Genomic DNA, 22,490 nt, shown 5'->3' with positions numbered 1-22,490 from the left:
ATTTACCACAGTATAATTAAGGCATTGCATGGTGGAGAGTCTATCGCTTCAGTGCGGCTGACTCCTCTTCCATCATGCGTTTTTTCGCTTCAAGTTTTGACTTCGAATAGAAGCTCAGCCCTGGCGTCTTGAGTGCAATCAGTAGTTGTTGCACGGCGACATCCGGTTCGCCTACCAGGAAGTGGTAGTCAGCAAGCGCTGCATGTGAATCCGCTTTCTTTTTACTACCAGCTGCAGCGCGCGCCAGCAACTTGAATGTCTGCGGGTCGTCGGAGTGTGATTTTGCATGCTTCTTGAGTAACTTGTAGGCGGATTTGGGTTGTCTTGCACGAGTCATGATATCCGCTGTGAGTACCGTTAAAGCATGATTGCCAGGCTTGCTGGCAAGTGCCTGTTTTGCTGTTGATACCGCTTTCTGGTTGTTTCCCTGCTTGAGCCACAGGCGTGCATTGGTTGCGCGAATCATCGGGTTGCGCGGGTGTTTTGACAGTAGCTTGCCAAGTTCCTTGCGCGCCTCTGAATATTTTCTGCTACGCATCAGGCCCAGCACCAGTCCATAGCGTTCAGCATCCTCGCTGCGGTAGCGCCCGTCGCGCAGAGTCGACTTGAAGTGCTTGGCGGAACTCTTGCCGCTAGAGAATTGATCTGCCCTGATCGCTGCCCTGAACAGCTGGAAATCAAAGTCGTCATGCTGTTGCTGGTACGGGTATTTTTCTGCACGTGCAAGTGCATCAGCGGTGCGGTCTGCAGTCACCGGGTGCGACAGTAGAAACTCCGGTAATGTCACGCCGCCCGAGTTGGTGGCACGTCCGAGGCGCTGGAAGAAAGTTGCCATGGCACGTGTGTCGTGTTTTGACTTTGCCAGAATCTGAATGCCGATATTATCGGCTTCGCGTTCGTTGGCACGCGTGAAGTTGATCTGTTTCTGCATTAATGCTGCCTGCCCACCGGCTGCCATCGCCATTGCTCCGGCTCCACCTGTTGCGGCACCAAGCAGGATTGCGGCGAGCAGCATACCGGCTGCCGGCATAGCCATCTGTTCAGCTTCCTGCACCATGCGCGCGATATGGCGCTGGCTGACATGGGCAATCTCGTGGGCGACCACCGCTGCCAGCTCATCTTCAGTCTCAGCCTCGAGAATCAGCCCGGTATGGACGCCAATGTAGCCTCCGGGGCCGGCAAAGGCGTTGATGAGCATGTCATCGACAAGAAAGAAGTTGAAGCTTCCCGCACCCAGCTGTGCCTTGCTGGCAAGCCGGTCTCCGAGAGACTGCAGGTAGCCGGTCAGCATGGTGTCCTTGACCACGTTGGCGTTGGCATGGACGTAACGCATGAACGCACGCCCCAGCTTGCGTTCCTGTACTGTGCTCAGGTAGGCGCCGGATGACTCTCCCATGTCTGGCAGGGAGTAGTCGAGTGCCAGGGCAGGATGCAATGTCCAGCTGAACAGAAGGATGGTGAGAAGTGGTTTAATCATTTTCATGTTGTCTATGACAGGTGTTTGGCGTACTCAGTTCAACTGGATGCGCTCTCCCCAGGGAACAGGGGTCTTGTTTTTGACCAGCCAGATCACCGGGTAGGCAGGTGGCAATGAGGGGAAATCACCATCCGCATCAGTAAAGTAAAGCAGCAAATCGGGTTGGCGCCCACGCTCTTCAAGCCAATTGAAAACAGGACGAAAGTCGGTTCCGCCGCCACCATGGATTTTCTCGGGGAGTTTGAATTCCTCCCAGGGTTCATATTCCCACGGCGCACCCTCTGCAATCGTCGCATCGCACGGCAGCAGGGTCAGACGGGCGCGTACTTGTCCCTTGAGGGCGTCGATTTCCGATATGAATTCTGCTATCTCTTTCGCCTTGAGCGAGCCACTTGTATCGATCGCAACAACCAGGTCGACCTGCGCACTTCGCAGTGACGGCAATATTGCATCACCTTCGCGCCTTGATGGCCGCATATAGCTGAAGTCATCACGCGCCAGCATCGACATGTAACGCGCTAGCAGATTGCGCCATGGCAGCTGCGGTTGCAGCAGGTGGTCGATCATGCGCGCCAGCACTCCACCCAGTTTACCTGCCTGCAGTGCTTGCTGAGCCGCACCTGCGGTACGTTGCTGCCACTGCACATCAAGAGTCTCTTTCTCCTGTTCTGTCAGTGGGGGTGGCGGTGTGTCTGCACTGTCACCCGGTGCTCCCTGAGGGCGGTCATCCATACCGGACGGCGTCGAACCACCGGCCTCGTTATCATCTCTCTCGTGCTGTTTGCCGCCATTCTGTTGTTGCTGCTGGCGTTGGGATGGTGGAGGAGGGCTATCCATACCCTCTCCATCCGGGTCACCACCCGAGTCATTTTCACTACTGTCATAAAGATGCTGATCCATCGTCTCCCTGTCATCATCTTCCTCAAGGAGTGGATAGATCTCTTCCGCTGTCATGCCCTCGTATTGCGGAATGTAGAGTGCTTCGGGCGGTGGCGTCAGGCCGTCAGTCATCAGCAGGGGATTGATGGCGAGGTCGCAGGCGAGATCCCAGCGGTGGATGACACGATGCCCGCGTCGCGCAAAATGGCGCAGCGCGCAGTGTAAAGCCTCGTGCGCAAGGATGAACTGCGTCTGTTCAATAGAGAGGTTATCGATATATTCAGCGTTGTAGTAAAAGTGCTTTGCATCCGTTGCCGCTGTTGGGCACCAGGAGGCGTTTGCAGTTTTCAATGGCAGTCTCAATACCAGTGCGCCTAGGAATGGCTTATCGATAATCAGCCTTGTGCGTGCGGCGACAAGCTTGGTTTCGACTGCCTGGGCATCAAGCATTCTCAGCTGCCTTTACTGGTAGAGCATGACATCGGCAATTGCCGTCGCCCACTCGCTGAACTGGGGTACCTGGAAAAGGGGTTCGCCGATGGCGCGATGCAGATCGGAAACCAGCATGACGCCCATTTCCCGCTGTGGAAAGCGGTTCGCATAATCGAGAATATGACCGGTGACAATCGCTGCATCAGGCGAGTTTTGTGCCTTGATAGCACGTCCGACCAGCGCTGCGGCAACCGCGTATTGCAGATCGATCTCTTGAGGAACGCTGCTCTCCTCGCCTTTGACGATGGCGTCGAGATCAGGCATCTGTTCCAGGCTGTTGACGAAAGCAGTGAGTTCAACGCCGGCAGCAGGTCCGACACAGGCCTGTAATGACCCTTGCAGCAGTTGCGGGTGACGGTCGAATTTCTGCAGAGCGCGATGCGCAAACTCCCACGAACGGGGGGAGGGGAAAGCAACCGGGTTGTGTGCAGGATCAAAGTCGAACAGCAGTTCGGGACGAAAACGCAAAAAGCCGATAACACGTTCGTCCATGCTGTTCTCGTAGGCCCAGTGCACCCAGTCATCCAGGTTGACATCAACCTCGAAGTGGGAGAACCGATTCGCAAGTGGAGCCGGCATCGTATAGGTAACACCCCTGTCGCCCTGGCGGTTACCTGCAGCAAAAATTGCCCAGCCATCCGGTACCTTGTATTCGCCCAGGCGCCGGTCGAGAATCAGCTGATAGGCTGCTGCCGAAACACTTGGTGGTGCCGAGGTGATCTCGTCGAGAAACAGGATGCCTGCCTCCCCGTGGCGTTCTGCACTGGGCAGAATTGCAGGAATTGCCCACTCGACCATGTCATCATTTCTGAATGGAATGCCACGCAGGTCGGATGGCTCCATCTGCGAGAGGCGAATATCGACGACGGGCACCTGGTGCCTCTCGCCAATCTGCGCCACCATCTGGCTTTTTCCGACACCCGGCGGACCCCACAACATGACGGGGGTGTGATGGCCTTCACTGGTACTTGTGAATTCCTGTTCTAGAATGGTTATTAGCTGGGCTGGGCGCATGTGCAGTAGGTGAAGTAATTCAAGTTGTCTATAGGATCACTCCCGGCAGCTTAAAGATCAACCATGATCCGTGCCGGGATAAGAATTTCCTACATTTGTGGTGGGCGGCAGATCTCTCCGCGACGTGCAGCGAGAAAAGTACGCAGCAAGAGCGTGGCGATAACCGCGGTCAGCAACAGGTGCAACGCATAGCCAATAGCGAGGAAAGCACGTGTGCCTGTCTCCGCGTACATCGCAAAGGTTGCGATGGTGATCGCGGCGAGCGGGAATGAATAGGCCCACCAGGAGAGTGTAAACGGCAGACGCAGAAAGCGCAGGCCCTGCGACAACAGCAGCATGGTCAGGAATAGCGCACTGTAGTAAAGAATGCGTGCGAAGTTATCCAGTTCCGGGCTCAGGTTGAGATAGGCGGCAAAGCCCACCGCTGGTGGTGCGATGATAATAAATAGTGTAGGTAACAGCGCTTCCGGCATCGGGTGGTGGAAGATCATGCGGTACATAATGATTGTAAACAGCACGATCCAGAACAGCAGGCCGATACTGAAGAAGAACCAGTTGAGCTCGATAGGTGCATACTGAATGCCAGCCAGTGGTACGAGGATGTTGCCCACCACGGGAATAAACCAGGCAGGACTGATGTGGTGTATTTCAAAATGGTCGTGGTGAATCCACTTCGAGAGAATATAGAGTGTCAGTATCAACTGCAGCACTGCGCCGCTCGTCCAGATATAGAAAGCTGTTTTCGGGAACCACAGTGACAGCATGGTACCGATGAGGATCAGGCTGATAGATATGGTCGGGAAAAAGCTCAGCATGACCGGGTGATGTAACTCGGCTTTTACCTTGTCAGGATGTTTGATTGCTTTTGCAGTGTAAATTGATAACAGCAGCAGAAACAGTCCAAGTGCCAGAACAGCCAGGTACTCGGAAGGATAAATCGGGTAGAGCTTGAGTTCCTCGCACTGCATCCACACCAGCACGTAGCCGGCAAGGCCCATAATCATTGAGAAAAAGGAGATGGGAAAATAGGGTAGGCGCCTGGTTTCTGACATGGGTTTATTACACGGTTTGTCGGCAGTGATTCAATACAAAACATCTTAACATAATGCTAATCATCAGCACTATCAGGGCGCTTCTGGCAAAGATATAAAACCATTTAATTGAGCCATGAGAGGCTGTTTGATTCTGCATCGCTTGTGCCGTGCGCCGTGAGTCCGCATAATGATCGGATTTTCTGTCATTAAAACCAGACAAGAGCGCGATGAAAATAGGCGTAATTAAAGAGACTCGCAGCGGCGAGAGCCGTGTTGCTACAACCCCGGTAATTGCAAAAAAACTGATTGGCAAGGGCTTCACCGTGCAAGTGGAGACAGGTGCCGGTGAGGCTGCACATTTCCATAATGATGAATACCTAGAAGCGGGTGTGGAACTGGTTGATCGCCAGACCGCACTCTCTGCTGACCTGATTCTGTCCGTGCGTCGTCCGTTGATGGATGACGTTGAGATGATGGCGGAAAAGAGCGTATATGTCAGTCACCTCGAAAATTGCGAGGATGATGGCACCCTCGCGAAATTGCTTACCAAGGATATTACGCCGATTGCCATGGAGCATATTCCACGTATCTCCAGGGCGCAGTCAATGGATGCACTTTCGTCGCAGAGTAATATCGCGGGCTATCGTGCAGTGATTGAAGCATCTGCGCGTTTCCGCCGTTTTCTGCCGTTGATGATGACATCAGCAGGTTCTGCCAAGCCCGCGCGACTCGTGGTTCTGGGTGTTGGTGTTGCAGGTCTGCAGGCGATTGCAACTGCACGTCGACTGGGTGCAGACGTGTATGCCTACGACGTCCGCCCGGAGACAAGGGAGCAGGTTGAATCACTCGGTGCCAAGTGGATCGATATTGATGTTGGCGAAAGCGGTGAGGGTACGGGAGGCTACGCGAAGGAGCTCTCGGACGAAGCCAAGCAGCGCCAGCAGGAACTGCTCTCGGACGAACTAGCCAAGGCGCATGTGATCATCACTACTGCCCTGATACCGTGCAAGCCGGCTCCCGTTCTGATCCCGAATGAAGTTGTCAAGCGCATGCGCGAGGGCTCGGTGATCATTGACCTGGCTGCGGGCAACGGCGGTAACTGCCAGCTGACCGAGGCGGACAAGGTTGTCGAGAAGCATGGTGTGATCCTCGTCGGACATACGAATTACCCCTCGATGATGTCAACAGACGCGAGTAATTTCTACGCGCAGAATCTCTTCAACCTGGTTCAGATCATGGTCGAGGAGCAGGAGGGGCAACTTGTCTTCAGGGATTTTGAGGAAGACGAGATTACACAGGCGGCGCAGGTTCGCTAGGCCTGATAAAAGAGAAGAATAAAATGATGAGTGATTGGATTATAGATTTCGGAGACTGTTCCCATGCCTGACACACTGGTTGCACTATATGTATTCGTGCTCTCCTGTTTCATTGGCTATTACGTCATATGGGGAGTAACACCCTCGTTGCATACGCCGCTGGTCGCTTTGACCAATGCCATTTCAGGAATCGTGATTGTTGGTGCCCTGCTGGTCACCGGACTTGAGTCAGTCAGTACAACGGCTGAAATCATCGGTTTCTTTGCTGTCCTGCTCGCCTCGATTAACGTCTTTGGCGGTTTTCTTGTCACCAACAGAATGCTTGCGATGTTCCGCAAGGACAAGAAATAAGGGAGCTTGATAATGCAGATTTCAGTTAATTTCCAGGCGATAGCCTATCTTGTTTCCGCGGTGCTTTTCGTGCTCGCGCTGAAAGGGTTGACCCATCCCGCATCGGCAAGGCGTGGCAACTATCTCGGTATGGCCGGTATGGCGATTGCGATTGGCGCAACCCTGTTCGGTAGCGAGGTCCAGTCGTACGGTTTCATTCTTGCCGGTGTTGTCGGTGGTGCGGTGATCGGAACCATCCTTGCGATGCGTATCAAGATGACAGATATGCCGCAGCTGGTTGCAGCACTGCACAGCTTTGTTGGTATGGCGGCTGTATTGGTGGCGATCGGTACCTTTCTTAACAAGCGCGAAGCAGACCTGCTTAATGGCGTACTGATGGGCGAGCTGTCGGCGGGCATTATAATAGGTGCGATCACCTTTTCCGGTTCTGTCATCGCATTCGGCAAGCTGCAGGGGATTATCTCCGGCAAGCCGGTTCGCTTTATGGGACAGCATGCTGTCAATGCGGCGATCGCCATTGCCGCTGTTGCACTGGGTGTTCATTTCGCCCTGACCGAAAGCATGACCTCGCTTGTCTTGATGACACTGCTTGCATTCATTCTCGGTTTTACACTGATTATTCCGATCGGTGGTGCTGATATGCCCGTTATTGTCTCGATGCTCAACTCCTATTCCGGGTGGGCTGCGGCGGCAACGGGTTTCACTCTGCAGAACCATCTGTTGATCATCGTTGGTGCGCTGGTTGGATTCTCCGGTGCGATCCTCTCCTATATCATGTGCCGCGCGATGAACCGTTCAATCTGGAATGTCATCTTCGGTGGTTTCGGTAGCGAATCCGGTGATGCGCCAAGTGCCGTCGGTGAAGCTGTTGAAAAAGGTGTCAAATCTGCCGCGATTGAAGATGCGGTCTACTGGATGGAAGATGCCAACAAGGTCATTATTGTTCCAGGTTATGGCATGGCGGTTGCACAGGCACAGCATGCGATGAAAGAGCTGATGGAACAGTTGGAAGCACGTGATGTGCCGGTTAAGTTTGCTATCCATCCGGTTGCCGGACGTATGCCGGGCCACATGAATGTTCTGCTCGCCGAGGCGGATATTCCTTATGACAACGTGCTTGAGATGGATGAAATCAATCCCGAGTTCTCAACTGCCGATGTGGTTCTCGTTGTTGGCGCGAATGATGTCGTCAATCCGGCTGCGAAGGATGATACATCAAGCCCCATCTACGGTATGCCGATCCTCGAAGCTGGCAAGGCAAAAAATGTTTTCGTCGTCAAACGCTCGATGCGCCCCGGCTACTCGGGTGTTGAAAACCTGCTCTACTATCAGGATAACTGTTCATTGATCTTTGGCGACGCGAAGGATGTTGCCGAAGGCATGGTGACGACCCTGAAGGGCGGAGGACATTAAGGGAGTCTTGGGCTCCCGAGGTTCAAGGTGAAGTAAAAGGTAAAAGGTAAAAGGTAAAAGGTAAAAGGTAAAAGGTAAAAGGTAAAAGGTAAAAGGTAAAAGGTAAAAGGTAAAAGGTAAAAGGTAAAAGGCAACAATGCCAGGCCGGGACGGGAATTGCTTTTTTTGGACTTCTGTTGTTTCTGTTGCTGTCACCAGGAATGCTGTTTGCAGCAAGCGACGACAGTATCGTTTTTGACGATATCCAGCTAGAAGAGCCTCTGAAATACCCTGACTGGTTTATATTGCCATCCGGTGATCTCGGTGACGACCTGGAAGATGCGTTGGCAAAAGGCAAGCAGGGCATCGTTGTCTACTTCGGCCAGAAGCGTTGCAGTTACTGCGAACAGTTTCTAAGTCTTGACCTGGGCACTCCCGATATCCGGACCTACATGCAGAAGAACTTTGATGTCCTGCCCATTGATATCTGGGGTATCGAGGATATTACAGATACGGATGGCAATGAATATACCGAGCGTGACTTATCCATCAAGTACCAGGTTAATTTCACACCATCACTGATCTTCTATAACAGCGAAGGTGAAAAGGTGTTTCGCTTGCGCGGTTTCTATCCGCCATACAAATTCAGGGCTGCGCTTAAATACGTTGTCGGTGAATTCTACAAGACAGAGACTTTCCGCGATTACCTTGCGCGTGCCGAACCCGGTGTCTTTTTCCAGGAGGGTGGGCTGACTGAACGTGACTTCTTTATGGCGCCGCCGTATGAGTTGGCACGTACAGATCAACCGGCAGTTAAACCGCTCGCGGTATTCTTTGAGCAGGGAAATTGTCACGCCTGCGACCTTTTACATTCAGGGCCGTTAAATGATGATCGTCTTGTTGCTGAACTCGACAAGATGGATGTTGTGCAGGTGAATATCGCCAGTGATGATGAAGTGACAACGCCATCCGGCAAAAAAACCACTGCTCGTGAATGGGCCGATGAGCTCGGCATATTCCATCTGCCAACCATACTTTTCTTTGATGAAGCGGGGCGCGAAGTGATGCGCGTTGACTCCATTGTGCAGTTTTATCGCATGTGGGGTGTGCTCGATTACATCAATCGTCGAGCCTACAATGAGCAGGTCGATTATCAGTTATGGCGCCTGAAACAGCGTGATGTGGCTGAATAATAGGTATTTTTTCCATTTTTTTCGAAAAAAAACCGGTTTTAATCGAATATTCACAAGAACTTGGCGACTTAGACGTGTAAGATGCTAATGATTGTCACTGACGAAATGTTGGAAGACAATTTTTTTAGAGTCGTCAGAAAATGCTTTTTGCGATTCACAAACATTAGCAACAGTAGGAAATTGAAAATGAGTCAAGGTACGGTTAAGTGGTTTAATGCGGACAAAGGTTTTGGTTTTATTACACCTGATGATGGTGGAAAGGATCTGTTTGTTCACCATTCTGAAATCAAAGTCTCTGGTTATGCCACTTTGAATGAAGGTCAGAAGGTTGAGTTTGAAGTTGGTGAAGGACAGAAAGGCCCATGTGCCAATAATGTCGTCCCGCTTTAATAGCATGACATAAGGAAACCCCTGGCCGATTCGTTGGTCAGGGGTTTTTTCATTTTTGGCCCCTTGCCCCTTGCATGGAGCCTCTGTTATTCACCTCTTTCGTCTCAGTGAAGTTACCCGATCAAACACAGTTTAATGAATGCTTGCTAACGGATCGTTACCGTCTTCGCAGGCGTCTGCATGCCCTGCAAAAATTACAACGAAGTGGTTCGCTTGATAGTGATGCCGTATTAAAGCTGGAGAAGGAAGTTAACGTTTCTGCAGTAATCGCATCTCAACGTCTGCAAACTGAATTTGATCTCGACTATCCGGCTGACTTGCCGGTTGCCCAGCGTGTGGATGAAATCAGCAAAACCATCCGCGATAACCAGGTCACGATTCTGTGTGGCGAGACGGGTTCCGGAAAATCAACACAGTTGCCGAAGATCTGTCTTGAGCTGGGTTATGGCCACTACGGACGCATCGGTCATACTCAGCCACGACGTATCGCTGCACGCAGCCTGGCGTCAAGAATCGCATCAGAGCTCAATACCGAGTCTGGGCAACTGGTTGGTTATCGTGTGCGCTTCAAGGATTACCTGCAGCCGCATTCGCGCATCAAGCTGATGACGGACGGTATCCTGCTTGCAGAGATTCAGCAGGATCCATGGCTCAATCAATACGACTTGCTGATTATTGACGAGGCACACGAGCGCACACTCAATATCGATTTCCTGCTTGGCTATCTGAAACGCCTGTTGCCAAAGCGCCCTGATCTCAAACTGATTATCACTTCTGCCACGATAGATCCTGAACGGTTCTCCGAACATTTTGATAAAGCGCCCATCATTATGGTGTCGGGTCGTACCTGGCCTGTCGAGGTGCGTTATCAGCCGCCTGAAGAGGAGCTTGGTACTGCAGAACGCGACGAGGGAGTGCAGCAGGCGATTGTTGATGCGCTTGATGAACTGGCGCTCGAAGATCGTGGCGATGTACTGGTGTTTCTTTCAGGTGAACGTGAGATACGTGAAACTGCCGAGACGCTCAGAAAGCACCATATGGATAACACCGAAGTGTTGCCCCTGTATGCTCGCCTGAGCCCGATCGAGCAGTCAAAAATATTCAACCCGTCCGGACAAAGGCGCATTATTCTCTCGACCAATGTCGCCGAAACCTCACTGACGGTTCCGGGGATAAGACACGTGGTTGATACCGGCTTTGCCCGCATCAGCCGTTACAGCCATCGTTCCAAGGTACAGAGATTGCCGGTTGAGCGAGTCTCGCAGGCATCGGCGAATCAGCGCAAGGGACGTTGCGGACGTGTCGCAGAGGGCATCTGCATTCGCCTCTACAGTGAAGAGGATTTCGAATCACGGCGCGAGTTCACCGAGCCGGAGATTCAGCGCACCAATCTCGCCTCGGTTATTTTGCAGATGCAGTTGATGGGTGTTGGCAAGATTGAGGGCTTTCCTTTTATCGATGCACCTGACAGTCGTTTGATCAAGGATGGTTACCTCGTGCTGACCGAGCTTGGATCAGTGACACCTGATCGCAAGGTCACGCGTATCGGTAAACAGTTAGCCCGGCTGCCGGTTGATCCACGCATCGGTCGCATGTTGCTGGAAGCGGCGCATACACACTGTCTTAACGAACTCCTGGTGATTGCAGCTTCTTTGTCGATTCAGGATCCGCGCATGCGCCCGCTGGAGAAGCAGCAGGCCTCAGATGAAGCGCACGCACTTTTCCATGACGAACTTTCCGATTACATGGCGATGCTCAACCTGTGGAGACATCTTGAGGAGCAGAAACGGCACCTCAGCAGACGCAAGTTCAACAACCATTGCCGTGAACGCTTTCTCTCGTCGACACGCGTACAGGAGTGGTTTGATATCCATCACCAGTTACGTGGCCAGATGCACGAGATGGGCTACAAGGAGAGCATGGCAGAATCGGGTTACGAGGAGATTCACAAGGCGATTCTTTCCGGCCTGCTGTCGCATATCGGTTTTCGACACAGTGGCAAGGAGATGGATTATCTTGGAGCAAGGAACAGCCGCTTCCATCTCTTTCCCGGTTCCGGTGTGTTCAAGAAACGTCCCAAGTGGGTGGTTGCCGCAGAACTGGTAGAGACAACACGTCTGTATGCCCGTGGTGTCGCCTCTGTTGAGCCGCAGTGGATCGAATCGATGGCAGGTCACCTGATCAAGCGAAGTTATTCTGAACCACATTGGCAGAAGAAACGTGGCCAGGTCGGTGCATACGAGAAAGTGACTCTCTATGGTCTGACGCTGGTTCAGCGTAGACGGATCAACTACGGCCCGATTGATCCTGATCTGTCACGTGAAATATTTATACGCCAGGGATTGGTCGAGGAGGAGTTCGAGACACGCGCACCTTTCTGGCGACACAACCACGAACTGATTGCTTCGCTGCGAGACCAGGAGGCACGTTCCAGGCAACACGCCATCCTGTTCGACGAAGAACTGCTGTTTCGTTTCTATGATGAACGTATTCCGGCTGGCATCTATTCGAAACCCGATTTTGAGCGTTGGTCACGTAATCTGAAAGGAGGGCAGGGCAAGCTGTTGTTTCTGTCGGAAGAGGATGTCAGACCGTCTGATGCACTTGTCTCTAAAGAGCAGTTTCCCGACAGCATGAATATCAACGGGATGCAGTTACCGCTGAGTTATCGATTTCAACCGGGTGCGACTGATGATGGAGTCACGCTGACGGTACCTCAGGATGTACTTGGCCAGGTGACCCAGGCGCAGCTTGAATGGCTGGTTCCCGGACTGCTTGAAGAGCGTATCACCATGATGATCCGGGGGTTGCCAAAAGCGATACGCAAGCACTTTGTTCCCGTGCCTGACTTTGCGCGGCGCTGCGTGAATGAATTACCTCATGCGCAGGGATCGTTGAAACTGGCCGTGGCGCGTCTGCTGGGTAAGCATGCAGGTATACACATCTCGGATACTGACTGGCAGGAGGAGAAGTTGCCGGAACATTTGCAGATGAAGATACGCGTCGTTGATAGCGACGGAAAAAAGCTGGCACACGGGATTGATCTTGCTGCAATGAAACGCAAGTATGCCCGCAGTGGACAGGGAAACCAGCCGACTTCACTTGCTGATGCCAGTCATGAGATAGAAAATATCAAACGCTGGGAATTCGGTGATATCAGGCAGCGTATCAAGCTCAAACGCGGTGGTATCGAACTGACCGCATTTTCCGCCCTCATCGATTGCAACGAGAGTGTCTCGCTGAAACTGCTGGAGAGTGAGGCGATTGCAGCGGCAGTTCACAGGCGTGGCCTGCGACGATTGGCGATGCTGACGCTTCCGGAGCAGACGCGTTACCTGAAAAAGGCATTTCCGGGACTCGATAAAATGCGCTTGCAGTATGCCAAAGCCATATGCCCGGATGGAGTGCAACAAGGACAGAGCGAGCTTCTCGATGAACTGATTGCTGTGACTATCGACCAGGTATTTCTGCACGAGGGACTGATCTGGAAACAGGCTGACTTTGAACAGGCAATCGAACAGAATCGCAGTCGCCTGGCCGAAGCTGCGAACAGGATTTCAGCACTGGTGGCCGAGATTCTTGAGACATATCGTGAGATTCGTACGCGTTTGTCGTCACTTTCGGCTCTCAACCTGCTGAGCTCTGTGAACGATATGCAGCAGCAGCTCGATTCACTGGTTTACAGGGGATTTATTGAGCAGACAGACTGGCAGCATCTGCAGGCGTATCCCCGTTACCTCAAGGCGCTATTGCTGCGCCTTGAAAAACTCGGACATGCGGCCGCGAGGGATCAGCAGCAGATGCGTGTCATGTCGAACTTGCAACAGGAGTGGCAGCAGCGCTACCAGCAGATGCACAAGGATCATCTACAGGATGAGCGCATCGAGGAGATTCGCTGGATGCTTGAGGAGTTGCGTATCTCGCTGTTTGCGCAGGAAGTGAAAACAGCTTACCCGATCTCGATCAAGCGCATTGAAAAGCGCTGGAAGGAACTGGGTCTGTGATGAGTTATTATTAAGAGCATGAAACAGATGAACGATGAAGAGAGCATGGATTTCGACGAGGAAGGCGTTGAGGTCAAGAGTAAATCACAGGTCAAGCGTGAGTTACTTGCGTTGAAAGATTTGGGTGCAGACCTTGTTACTCTGTCGACAAGTCAGCTCACTCGTCTTTCGTTGCCCGAGCACTTGTTTACAGCTGTGAAGAGTGCACAGACGATGAAGAAAGGTGCGCTTAAAAGGCAACTGCAGTATATCGGCAAACTGTTGCGCAAAGAGGATGCAGATCAGATCATCTCCAACCTTGAGTCCATGCGCCAGCCCCACAAGGAAGAGGTTGCGCATCTGCACCAGCTGGAAGCATGGCGCGATGCCCTGATCGATGGTGACGAGGAGTTGCTGCAGGAGATTATCACCAGTCATGCGCAAGTCGACCGTCAGCATCTCAGGCAGTTGATTCGCCAGGCGGGCAAGGAGAAAGAGAAGGAGCAGTCGCCGAAGTCGGCGCGCTTGCTGTTTCAGTATCTGAAGTCTTTGACTGAGAATGAGGCCTGAGGGGCCTTTCTTATCATGTGACGCTTCGCGTCGGTTTTATTTTGAAAGCGCGCGGTGGCACGCACCCACCCTGCTTTCTTGTGCTGACAAGAAAGTAGGCAAAGAAACAGCTCCTTACCGACGCCTGTCCGCACGCAACTTGATCATCACAGCGGCCGCTCTTGCGCATCCTGCGCTCGCGGCATTTGTGCTTCCCTGCACATCACGAAGTAAAACTCGCGATCTTAGATCACTCAAACAGTTTTTCGCTTCTCCTGTGATGATCTGCATCGCGCACGGGCGCCGATAACGGAGAGTCCAGCCTGTTCAGGTTTGGGCGCCCTTTCTACAGGGCGTGGTGCAAATGATTGAATCAGCTAATCGCCTTCTCGATACGGTCCATAGCTGTCTCAAGCTCTTCCATACTGGTCGCAATCGAAACACGAAAATAGCCGGCAAGCCCGAATGCTGAACCAGGTACCACTGCTACCTCGGCTTTCTGAATAAGGTAGTCAGCCAGCTGCAGGTCATCTGAAATGCCTACCAGTGACTCGATCAGGTCTGTCGCTTTCGGGAACAGGTAGAAGGTACCATCCGAAGGGAGGCATTCGATCCCCGGCATACGGTTAAAGCGATCAAGCACATAGTCGTGGCGTTGCTTGAATTGCACCATCATATCGTTAATGCAGGATTGTGGGCCATTGAGCGCCGTCTCGGCCGCATACTGGGATATTGAAGTCGGGTTCGATGTGCTCTGTGACTGGATCTTCTTCATCGCCTTGATGATTTCGACGGGGCCACCGGCATAGCCAATGCGCCAGCCAGTCATCGCGTAGGCCTTGGAGACACCGTTGAGGACGATAATACGATCCTCAAGCTGTGGGCAGGCGTTGAGAATGTTGCAGAAGCTTGTTCCTTCCCAGAGGATATGCTCATACATGTCATCAGTTGCGATGACAATCTTGGGGTGGCTCTCAAGCACCTTGCCAAGCGCTTCAAGCTCTTCCATGCTGTAGGCCATTCCGCTCGGGTTGGAAGGGCTGTTGATCACGAAGAGGCGTGTTGCCTCGGTGATGGATGTCTCGAGTTGCTGTGGCGTGATCTTGAAATTCTGTTCGGCATCAGCATTGATATAAACGGGAACGCCACCTGCCAGGATCGCCATATCAGGATACGAGACCCAGTACGGCGCCGGTATGATGACCTCGTCGCCCGGATCGAGAATAGCCTGTGCAAGGTTGTAAAAACTCTGCTTGCCACCGCATGAGACCAGGATCTGGTCAGCCTCGAATGAAAAGTTATTATCACGCTTGAACTTGTCGATAATCGCCTGCTTGAGGCTGGCAGTACCATCGACTGCGGTATAACGGGTTTTGCCGCTCTTGATCGCATCGATACCTGCCTGCTGGATGTGCTCAGGAGTGTCAAAATCGGGCTCGCCTGCTCCGAGACCAATAATATCCTTGCCTGCCGCCCTTAATTCAGCCGCGCGTGCGGTAATGGCCAGTGTGGGCGAGGGTTTTACAGCCTGGACTCGTTGTGACAGCTTTAATGACATCTTTATGCTTTCCTGACAGTTAAGATCGAAGTCGTGATCGATAATCTGTAATAATATCCAATTTACACACTCCCGCGTAGTTCTTTTTATGTCCAGGCCATTTCAAATTGCATCCAGTTACGAGGCCGCCGGCGACCAGCCTGCTGCAATCGCAAGTCTGGTCGAGGGTATCCATGACGGTGAGGCCGGGCTCACACTGCTCGGTGTAACCGGCTCAGGAAAGACTTTTACCATCGCCAACGTGGTTCAGGCTCTGCAGCGTCCAACGATTATCATGGCTCACAACAAGACGTTGGCAGCGCAGCTGTATGGCGAGATGAAGGAGTTTTTCCCTAACAATGCGGTTGAGTATTTCGTCTCCTACTATGACTACTACCAGCCTGAGGCTTACGTTCCAGCATCTGATACTTTCATAGAGAAGGATGCATCGATCAACGAGCATATCGAGCAGATGCGCCTGTCGGCAACCAAGGCGCTGCTGGAGCGACACGACACGGTGATTGTCGCTACTGTCTCTGCAATTTATGGCCTTGGTGACCCACGCCAGTATCTCTCCATGGTGTTGCACCTGGTTCGCGGCGACCAGGTTGCACAGCGCGACATTCTGAGGCGCCTTGCTGAACTGCAGTACAAGCGTAATGACGTGGTACTTGACCGCGGTACCTTCCGTGTACGCGGTGATGTGATCGATATTTTTCCTGCAGAATCGGAAGAGGAGGCGATCCGCATCGAATTGTTCGATGATGAGATTGAGCAGATCAGCCTCTTTGATCCTCTCACTGGCGAGGTCAGACAGCGCCCGGCACGCTACACCATCTATCCGAAGACTCACTATGTCACACCGCGCGAGACGATTCTCGCCGCGGTAGACGAGATCAAGGTTGAGCTGGCGGAACGACTTGCCCAACTGCGTGATAACAACAAGCTGGTTGAAGCACAACGGCTTGAGCAGCGTACCCAGTTTGATATGGAGATGATGCTTGAGCTTGGTTACTGTTCGGGAATCGAGAACTACTCGCGCTATCTCTCCGGACGCAAGCCGGGGGAGTCACCGCCCACGCTGTTCGATTACCTGCCGGATGATGCCCTGTTGGTGATCGACGAGTCACATGTCACGGTGCCGCAGATTGGCGGCATGTTCCGTGGAGACAGATCTCGCAAGGAAAACCTGGTCGAATTCGGATTTCGCCTGCCATCGGCGTTGGATAACCGTCCACTCAGATTCGAGGAGTTTGAAACGCGTTCCCCGCAAACCATCTATGTCACGGCAACACCGCGTGACTATGAACTTGCACATTCCGGAGCCGTGGTAGAGCAGGTTGTGCGGCCGACAGGGTTGGTTGATCCCGAAGTCGAAATTCGCCCGGCAACCACCCAGGTTGATGACCTGCTGTCAGAAATTCGCCTGCGTGCGGCTGCCGGTGAACGTGTACTTGTGACCACGCTGACCAAGCGCATGGCTGAGGATCTGACTGAGTACCTGATGGAGCACGATGTACGAGTGCGCTACCTGCACTCCGACATCGAGACGGTTGAACGTATCGAAATTATTCGCGACCTGCGACTGGGGACTTTCGATGTACTGGTCGGGATCAACCTGTTGAGAGAGGGTCTCGATATGCCGGAGGTGTCACTGGTAGCAATCCTTGATGCGGACAAGGAGGGGTTCCTGCGTTCAGATACCTCTTTGATCCAGACTATCGGGCGTGCCGCACGTAATGTTAAAGGCAAGGCAATCCTTTACGCCGATAAGATTACAGGTTCCATGCAGCGCGCCATTGATGAGACAGAGCGCCGTCGTAAAAAGCAGATCGACTATAACCTTGAACATGGCATTACGCCGAAAAGTATTATCAAAAATGTTGCCGATATCATGGAGGGCGCCTATCCGGGAGCGCCGATGAAGGCGAAACAGTTCGCCAGGGTGGCGGAGCAGATGGCTGAATACGCATCGCTGACTCCAACGCAAATGGCGAAGAAGCTGAAGGAGATAGAAAAGCAGATGCATCGCCATGCAGAAAACCTGGAGTTTGAAGAAGCGGCAAAGCTGCGTGACCAGTTAAAGTCGATCAGGGAGGCTGGATTTGTCTCCTGAATTTTTCCAGGATTGATAATTATCAAGGACACACCGCCTGGTTTAGAGCAAAGTCACAAGTGGTGATATCCAGGTCGTATATTCACCTCCGTAATTGGCCGTACCGCGAACGCGGGCACGGCCATTTTTTTGTCTGATGATTTTATATCACCAACAATTTCTGAAAGTTTTCTCTTCTGCTGCGTGTCTCTTTTTACAAGGCCGTTCAAGACGACCTTAAGAGAAAATAACCACGTTGGAGAAGGAATATGAATAAATTAATACAGACAGCAGGCATCGCTCTTCTTTTCGTATCAGGTGTAGCAATTGCTGATGTGGAAGGTGCATTTCATACAGATGTCCACGAAGGTATCAGTGAGAGTATCGCTGAAACAGGCGGCAATTATGGTCGCAGTGCTGATCCGATTGCAGCAGCATTTCCGGGTAATCCTGAGCTCTATGCAGGACACGAAGCAGATGGAAGTGGCTCATCAGTAGCATCGAACCTCTCGTCATTAGACATGGTCAATGCCGGTAGCCCTGAATCAGAAATCTGCGGCTGCAGCTGATACGCAGGCTGTTCAGATGATAATGCTACTCAAAGATGCATGTTCAACAGAGGGATGACCAGGCCAGGGATGGCACAAGCCGGGGGCTGGATCGAATCTATCGATGCCGCCCCGTGTGGTGAGGCTCCCTGCTTGATGCAGATTGAGAATCCTATTCGAAATCGACAGGTGTCTGACTCTTCCGGTCAATATGCAGTGTAAAGATATCGGGTCTTGAATAATGACCTGCCACATCAAATCCCCGTCGCGCAATGGCGACCTCGTCCAGATCGATTTCAGCGGTGATAATCTCCTGGGTTTGATTAAAGGGACCGGCTACGAGGTTTCCACGGGGTGAGATAACAACCGAGTCTCCCGGATTAATCCACTCTTCGTCATCCGGATAGAGTCGTTCCTTTTCAGGAAAATCATCCGGAATATCATCGTGACGTGTGGCTACGCCCGCACTGATCACCCAGCAACAACCTTCACGAGCTATGTGCTGCATGGTGCCGAGCCAGTCATCTCCGCTGTCGTATGTCGGTGCCACGTAGATCTCGACACCCTGCGCATAGAGTGCAAAGCGTGCCAGTGGCATGTAGTTTTCCCAGCAGATGAGAGAGCCGATGCGTCCACATGGTGTGTCGATGACTTTCAAACCGGATGCATCACCTTGGCCCCATACCATGCGCTCGGGATTCGTGGGCATCAGCTTACGATGACGGTTGAGAAGGCTTCCGTCAGGACCGATAGTCACGACACTGTTATAAAGTGTGGAGCGGCTCAATTGTCCATCACGTTCATTAATACCGGCAACAATCGTCAACTGATGCTCGGCAGCTGCTTCACGCAGGGGTTTCAGGTCATCGGTCTCAAGATCGACAGCATTCTTCAACAGGCGATGGTGAACTTCATCCGAAATGCCCCAGTCACCACCCGGGCGTAATCGCCAGATCCATGCGGGATAGCCGGGAAAAAATGCTTCAGGAAAAATAACCAGTTTGGCACCGCCGGCTGCTGCTTCTGCGACAAGACCGATGGCTTTTTGCATCGTTTGTTGTGCATCAAGAATGACGGGGGAGTGCTGTACGATAGCAACTTGCATAACCTGATCTCCTGTTTGGGGCCTGGATGTGTTCCGCTTGACTGGATATTGGCAAGACACATGGAATCAATGGTCTGCCAAATGGGTGTAGGAAAATAGTATAGCAAAACGGCCTGCAGATGCAGGCCGTTGTGACAGGTGTGTAGGCTGTTCGGGGTTGCTGTTACAGGTCACCCCAACCGCCAGAGCCTTGGCGACGTCCGAAGCTGAGCCTCGGAAGGATGAAGCCAAACAGGATGCCGAGGATCAGAACGCCGGCACCGATAATGAACCAGCGCTGATTGTGACTGTTTTCAAAATCGCGCTTGACCTGCTGTAGGTCGGCAAGTTGACGGGTCAGATCTGTCACCTGCTTGCGTAGTTCAGTACGTTCCTTGGCAATATTGATTGCATTGCTCGCTGTCTGGTGAATGCCTGCAAGCTCCTGCGTCAGTTTGTTCTTCTCGTCAGTAGCTCCCTGGTAACGTTCCTGCAACTTGGTATAGTCAGTCGTCAGCTGTACGAAACGTGATCGGATCTGGTTGTTGGAGAGGTTTTCCAACTGTGCCAGTGTCGCTTCGGTGAGCGGTGGATTAACACAAGTGCGGGGCTCATCCATCAGTTGGCGTGATAAGACATATCCAACTTTGCCGGATTCGGTTTTGACCTTGGTGTAACCAGCTTTCTGGTTTACCGAGACTATCTCGAGTGGGGTTCCGCTTCTCAGGCGTGCCAGGATCTTGTAATTGGTTCCTTCACCGGCGCGCATGTTAATCAGCAGGCTATTGGATACATACCTGGTTTGTGTGTCGGTTTCTGCTTCTTGCGCCATCGCAAGCGGTGCATTGAGACACAGTAGAACAAAGGCTGTCAGACAGAGATTAATTACTTTTTTCATTGCATCAGGAACTCGATCAGTGCTTTCTGGGCGTGCATTCTGTTTTCAGCCTGGTCCCAGACAACACTCTGGGAGCCGTCGATGACTTCAGCGCTGACTTCTTCGCCACGGTGTGCTGGCAGGCAGTGCATGAAGAGCGCATCTTTGTCGGCAACCTGCATAAATTCCTGTGTCACGCAGAAGCCCACGAAGGCTGCTTCGCGTGCCTTCTGCTCATCTTCTTGACCCATGCTCGCCCACACATCGGTCGTGACCAGGTGAGCGCCTTCAGACGCCTCCATCGGATCGCGAATGATCTTGCAGCGGTCACCGCCACGGGCAAGGATTTCAGGATCAGGATCGTAACCCTCAGGGCAGCCGATATTCAGCTGGAAGTCAAACTGGATCGCTGCATTGATATAGGAGTGACACATGTTATTGCCATCACCGATCCATGCGACTGTTTTTCCTTTAATGTCACCACGGTGTTCATGCCAGGTCTGCATGTCAGCGAGTAGCTGGCAAGGGTGGACAAGGTCAGTCAGGCCGTTGATAACGGGTGCATCCGAGTATTCAGCAAAGCGTTCGATCTTTTCATGTTCGAAGGTACGAATCATGATGATATCGACCATGCGAGAGATGACGCGTGCTGTATCTTCGATTGGTTCACCGCGACCAAGTTGTGTATCTCGTGGAGAGAGAAACAGTGCATGGCCTCCAAATTGTGCCATGCCGGATTCAAAAGAAACACGTGTGCGGGTTGACGACTTCTCAAAAATCATCGCGAGGGTTTTACCGACGAATGGACGATAGTCCTCACCGGCTTTTCTCATCTGTTTCAGTTCAGTTGCACGCAGAATCAGCTGGCGCAGTTCTTCGGAACTGAGATCGTTGAGGGTTAGAAAATGGCGTTGTTGAGTCATTATGAGTTACTAAATTATTAAGCTTGCGAGGCAAGAAATTGTTGAATGAGTGAAGCCAGCGTGTCACACAGCTGGTCAGCTTCTGAATATGTCATTGTCAGAGGCGGTAGCAGGCGCACGACACGTTCTGCGGTGACGTTGATCAGCAGTTTCTGTTCAAAGGCCATGCGTACCAGTTCGGTGCACGGATGTGCCAGTTCGATACCGATCATGCAGCCAAGGTTGCGGATTGCAATGACCGCATCATCACTATCAAGCGCATCAAACAGCTTGTTGCTGATATATTCGCCGAGCTTTTCAGCACTTTCTGCAATCGATTCACTCTTCATGACATCGATAACAGCGAGTCCTGCAGCACAGGCCAGCGGATTACCACCGAATGTTGAGCCGTGTGATCCCGGCGCGAAAAGTTCGGCTGCTTCGCCACGTGCGAGGCAGGCGCCGATGGGCATGCCGTTACCAAGGCCTTTGGCGAGTGTCATGACATCAGGGAGAACTCCTTCGTGCTGGCATGCAAAGTTGCGACCTGTTCTGCCCATGCCGGTCTGGATCTCGTCTGTCATCATCAGCCATTCGTTGCTGTCACACAGTGCCCGGATTCCGGACAGGTAACCACTTGGCGGAATGTTAACACCACCTTCACCCTGTACAGATTCAACCAGTACAGCAACAATATCAGGATTGCCGGAGAGCGCTTCGAGTGCATCCAGGTCACCGTAGGGGATGCGCACAAAACCTTTCAGCAGTGGTTCAAAACCTGCCTGTACCTTGCGGTTGCCAGTCGCCGTGAGTGTTGCCATGGTGCGGCCATGAAAACTCTGTTCCATGACAACCGTGGTCGGGTTGCTGATGTTGCGCTTGCTGCCATACAGGCGTGCCAGCTTGATCGCTGCCTCGTTAGCCTCGGCACCGGAGTTGCTGAAGAAGACGCTGTCCATGCCGCTTAAGGATGTCAACGCATCACCGAGTCGCTCCTGGTTGGCAATACCATAGAGGTTGGATGTGTGCATCAGCTGCTTTGACTGTGTGCAGATTGCTTCCGTTACTGCCGGGTGAGCGTGTCCCAGGTTGCATACTGCAACACCGGCAACTGCATCCAGATAGCGTTCGCCTTTTGTGTCCCACAGCCACACGCCTTCACCTCGTTCAAAGGTGACAGGCAATGGTGCATAGGTTGTCATAAGGGTCCCTGTCATTGGTCGTTCTCTCCGCACCCGCATATATGAGAGTGCATTTATCCGTTTTTCCGCCTTATTTGGCGGGAAAAACCGGACATCTTATTGATTTTTTATTGATTTATCAATCGTGCGATTCAACTTTTGCTTAAAGGCGTTAAATCCCGCATCATTGGCCCTG

Annotated in this window: 18 protein-coding genes; 9 read left to right on the top strand and 9 right to left on the bottom strand. The window is 52.4% G+C overall.

All coding sequences use genetic code 11. The features are described from left to right. Window positions 1–40 precede the first annotated feature (40 nt). The 4 genes from BOW06_RS00290 to BOW06_RS00275 all read right to left on the bottom strand — a co-directional run bounded on the left by BOW06_RS00290 (window position 41) and on the right by BOW06_RS00275 (window position 4,914). Window positions 41–1,483 (bottom strand): M48 family metalloprotease, encoded by a 1,443-nt coding sequence (locus tag BOW06_RS00290; protein WP_043118837.1) that lies wholly within the window; start codon window positions 1,481–1,483, stop codon window positions 41–43. Window positions 1,484–1,510: 27 nt separating this feature from the next. Further along, window positions 1,511–2,806 carry a vWA domain-containing protein gene (locus BOW06_RS00285; RefSeq protein ID WP_078454340.1) on the bottom strand — a complete coding sequence of 432 codons (1,296 nt, stop codon included), beginning with the start codon at window positions 2,804–2,806 and terminating at the stop codon, window positions 1,511–1,513. A 12-nt stretch (window positions 2,807–2,818) separates the two neighbouring features. Further along, on the bottom strand, window positions 2,819–3,862 hold the full coding sequence (locus BOW06_RS00280; protein WP_043118426.1) for an AAA family ATPase: 1,044 nt from the start codon (window positions 3,860–3,862) through the stop codon (window positions 2,819–2,821). A gap of 89 nt (window positions 3,863–3,951) precedes the next feature. Beyond that, entirely contained in the window at window positions 3,952–4,914 is a 963-nt protein-coding gene (locus BOW06_RS00275; RefSeq protein WP_043118427.1) for an SLAC1 anion channel family protein, read from the bottom strand. Between the two features lie 209 nt (window positions 4,915–5,123). On the opposite strand from BOW06_RS00275, the gene BOW06_RS00270 reads away from it, so the two are divergent. The 7 genes from BOW06_RS00270 to yjgA all read left to right on the top strand — a co-directional run bounded on the left by BOW06_RS00270 (window position 5,124) and on the right by yjgA (window position 14,091). Next, window positions 5,124–6,212, top strand: a complete 1,089-nt coding sequence (locus BOW06_RS00270) for a Re/Si-specific NAD(P)(+) transhydrogenase subunit alpha (protein WP_078454339.1) — start codon at window positions 5,124–5,126, stop codon at window positions 6,210–6,212. Window positions 6,213–6,275: 63 nt separating this feature from the next. After that, window positions 6,276–6,563 (top strand): proton-translocating transhydrogenase family protein, encoded by a 288-nt coding sequence (locus BOW06_RS00265; protein WP_043118430.1) that lies wholly within the window; start codon window positions 6,276–6,278, stop codon window positions 6,561–6,563. A gap of 18 nt (window positions 6,564–6,581) precedes the next feature. Then, complete coding sequence (locus BOW06_RS00260; protein WP_370602460.1) at window positions 6,582–7,976, top strand: NAD(P)(+) transhydrogenase (Re/Si-specific) subunit beta; 1,395 nt, start codon at window positions 6,582–6,584, stop codon at window positions 7,974–7,976. Window positions 7,977–8,152: 176 nt separating this feature from the next. After that, the gene (locus tag BOW06_RS00255) at window positions 8,153–9,148 is read left to right on the top strand and encodes a thioredoxin family protein (protein WP_143556174.1); all 996 of its coding nucleotides are present in this window, start codon (window positions 8,153–8,155) and stop codon (window positions 9,146–9,148) included. 186 nt (window positions 9,149–9,334) lie between these two features. Continuing rightward, window positions 9,335–9,538 carry a cold-shock protein gene (locus BOW06_RS00250; RefSeq protein WP_043118433.1) on the top strand — a complete coding sequence of 68 codons (204 nt, stop codon included), beginning with the start codon at window positions 9,335–9,337 and terminating at the stop codon, window positions 9,536–9,538. Between the two features lie 74 nt (window positions 9,539–9,612). Beyond that, the gene (hrpA, locus tag BOW06_RS00245) at window positions 9,613–13,542 is read left to right on the top strand and encodes an ATP-dependent RNA helicase HrpA (protein WP_078454338.1); all 3,930 of its coding nucleotides are present in this window, start codon (window positions 9,613–9,615) and stop codon (window positions 13,540–13,542) included. Window positions 13,543–13,560: 18 nt separating this feature from the next. Then, entirely contained in the window at window positions 13,561–14,091 is a 531-nt protein-coding gene (gene yjgA / locus BOW06_RS00240; RefSeq protein ID WP_043118435.1) for a ribosome biogenesis factor YjgA, read from the top strand. A 352-nt stretch (window positions 14,092–14,443) separates the two neighbouring features. On the opposite strand, the gene BOW06_RS00235 is transcribed toward yjgA, so the two are convergent. Next, window positions 14,444–15,628, bottom strand: a complete 1,185-nt coding sequence (locus BOW06_RS00235; RefSeq protein ID WP_078454337.1) for a pyridoxal phosphate-dependent aminotransferase — start codon at window positions 15,626–15,628, stop codon at window positions 14,444–14,446. An 88-nt stretch (window positions 15,629–15,716) separates the two neighbouring features. On the opposite strand from BOW06_RS00235, the gene uvrB reads away from it, so the two are divergent. Next, the gene (gene uvrB / locus BOW06_RS00230) at window positions 15,717–17,723 is read left to right on the top strand and encodes an excinuclease ABC subunit UvrB (protein WP_043118439.1); all 2,007 of its coding nucleotides are present in this window, start codon (window positions 15,717–15,719) and stop codon (window positions 17,721–17,723) included. Between the two features lie 248 nt (window positions 17,724–17,971). Continuing rightward, a complete protein-coding gene (locus BOW06_RS00225) occupies window positions 17,972–18,271 on the top strand; it encodes a hypothetical protein (protein WP_043118440.1) in 300 nt (99 codons plus the stop codon). Window positions 18,272–18,422: 151 nt separating this feature from the next. Here BOW06_RS00225 and BOW06_RS00220 read toward each other — a convergent pair whose 3' ends face one another. The 4 genes from BOW06_RS00220 to BOW06_RS00205 form a co-directional block, all read right to left on the bottom strand. Next, window positions 18,423–19,355: a carbon-nitrogen hydrolase family protein gene (locus tag BOW06_RS00220; protein WP_043118442.1), complete on the bottom strand. Its 933-nt coding sequence runs from the start codon at window positions 19,353–19,355 to the stop codon at window positions 18,423–18,425. Window positions 19,356–19,518: 163 nt separating this feature from the next. Further along, window positions 19,519–20,232 (bottom strand): TIGR04211 family SH3 domain-containing protein, encoded by a 714-nt coding sequence (locus BOW06_RS00215; protein ID WP_043118445.1) that lies wholly within the window; start codon window positions 20,230–20,232, stop codon window positions 19,519–19,521. After that, complete coding sequence (gene argF / locus BOW06_RS00210) at window positions 20,229–21,134, bottom strand: ornithine carbamoyltransferase (RefSeq protein ID WP_043118447.1); 906 nt, start codon at window positions 21,132–21,134, stop codon at window positions 20,229–20,231. Before argF ends, BOW06_RS00215 begins: the two co-directional genes overlap by 4 nt. Before the next feature lie 17 nt (window positions 21,135–21,151). Next, complete coding sequence (locus BOW06_RS00205; protein WP_078454335.1) at window positions 21,152–22,330, bottom strand: aspartate aminotransferase family protein; 1,179 nt, start codon at window positions 22,328–22,330, stop codon at window positions 21,152–21,154. Between the last annotated feature and the right edge of the window lie 160 nt (window positions 22,331–22,490).

Source organism: Solemya velum gill symbiont, assembly GCF_002020255.1.
Taxonomy (GTDB): Bacteria; Pseudomonadota; Gammaproteobacteria; order Chromatiales; family Chromatiaceae.
The sequence above is the reverse complement of the archived record's forward strand: the minus strand, read 5'-3'. Positions and strand labels throughout refer to the sequence as shown.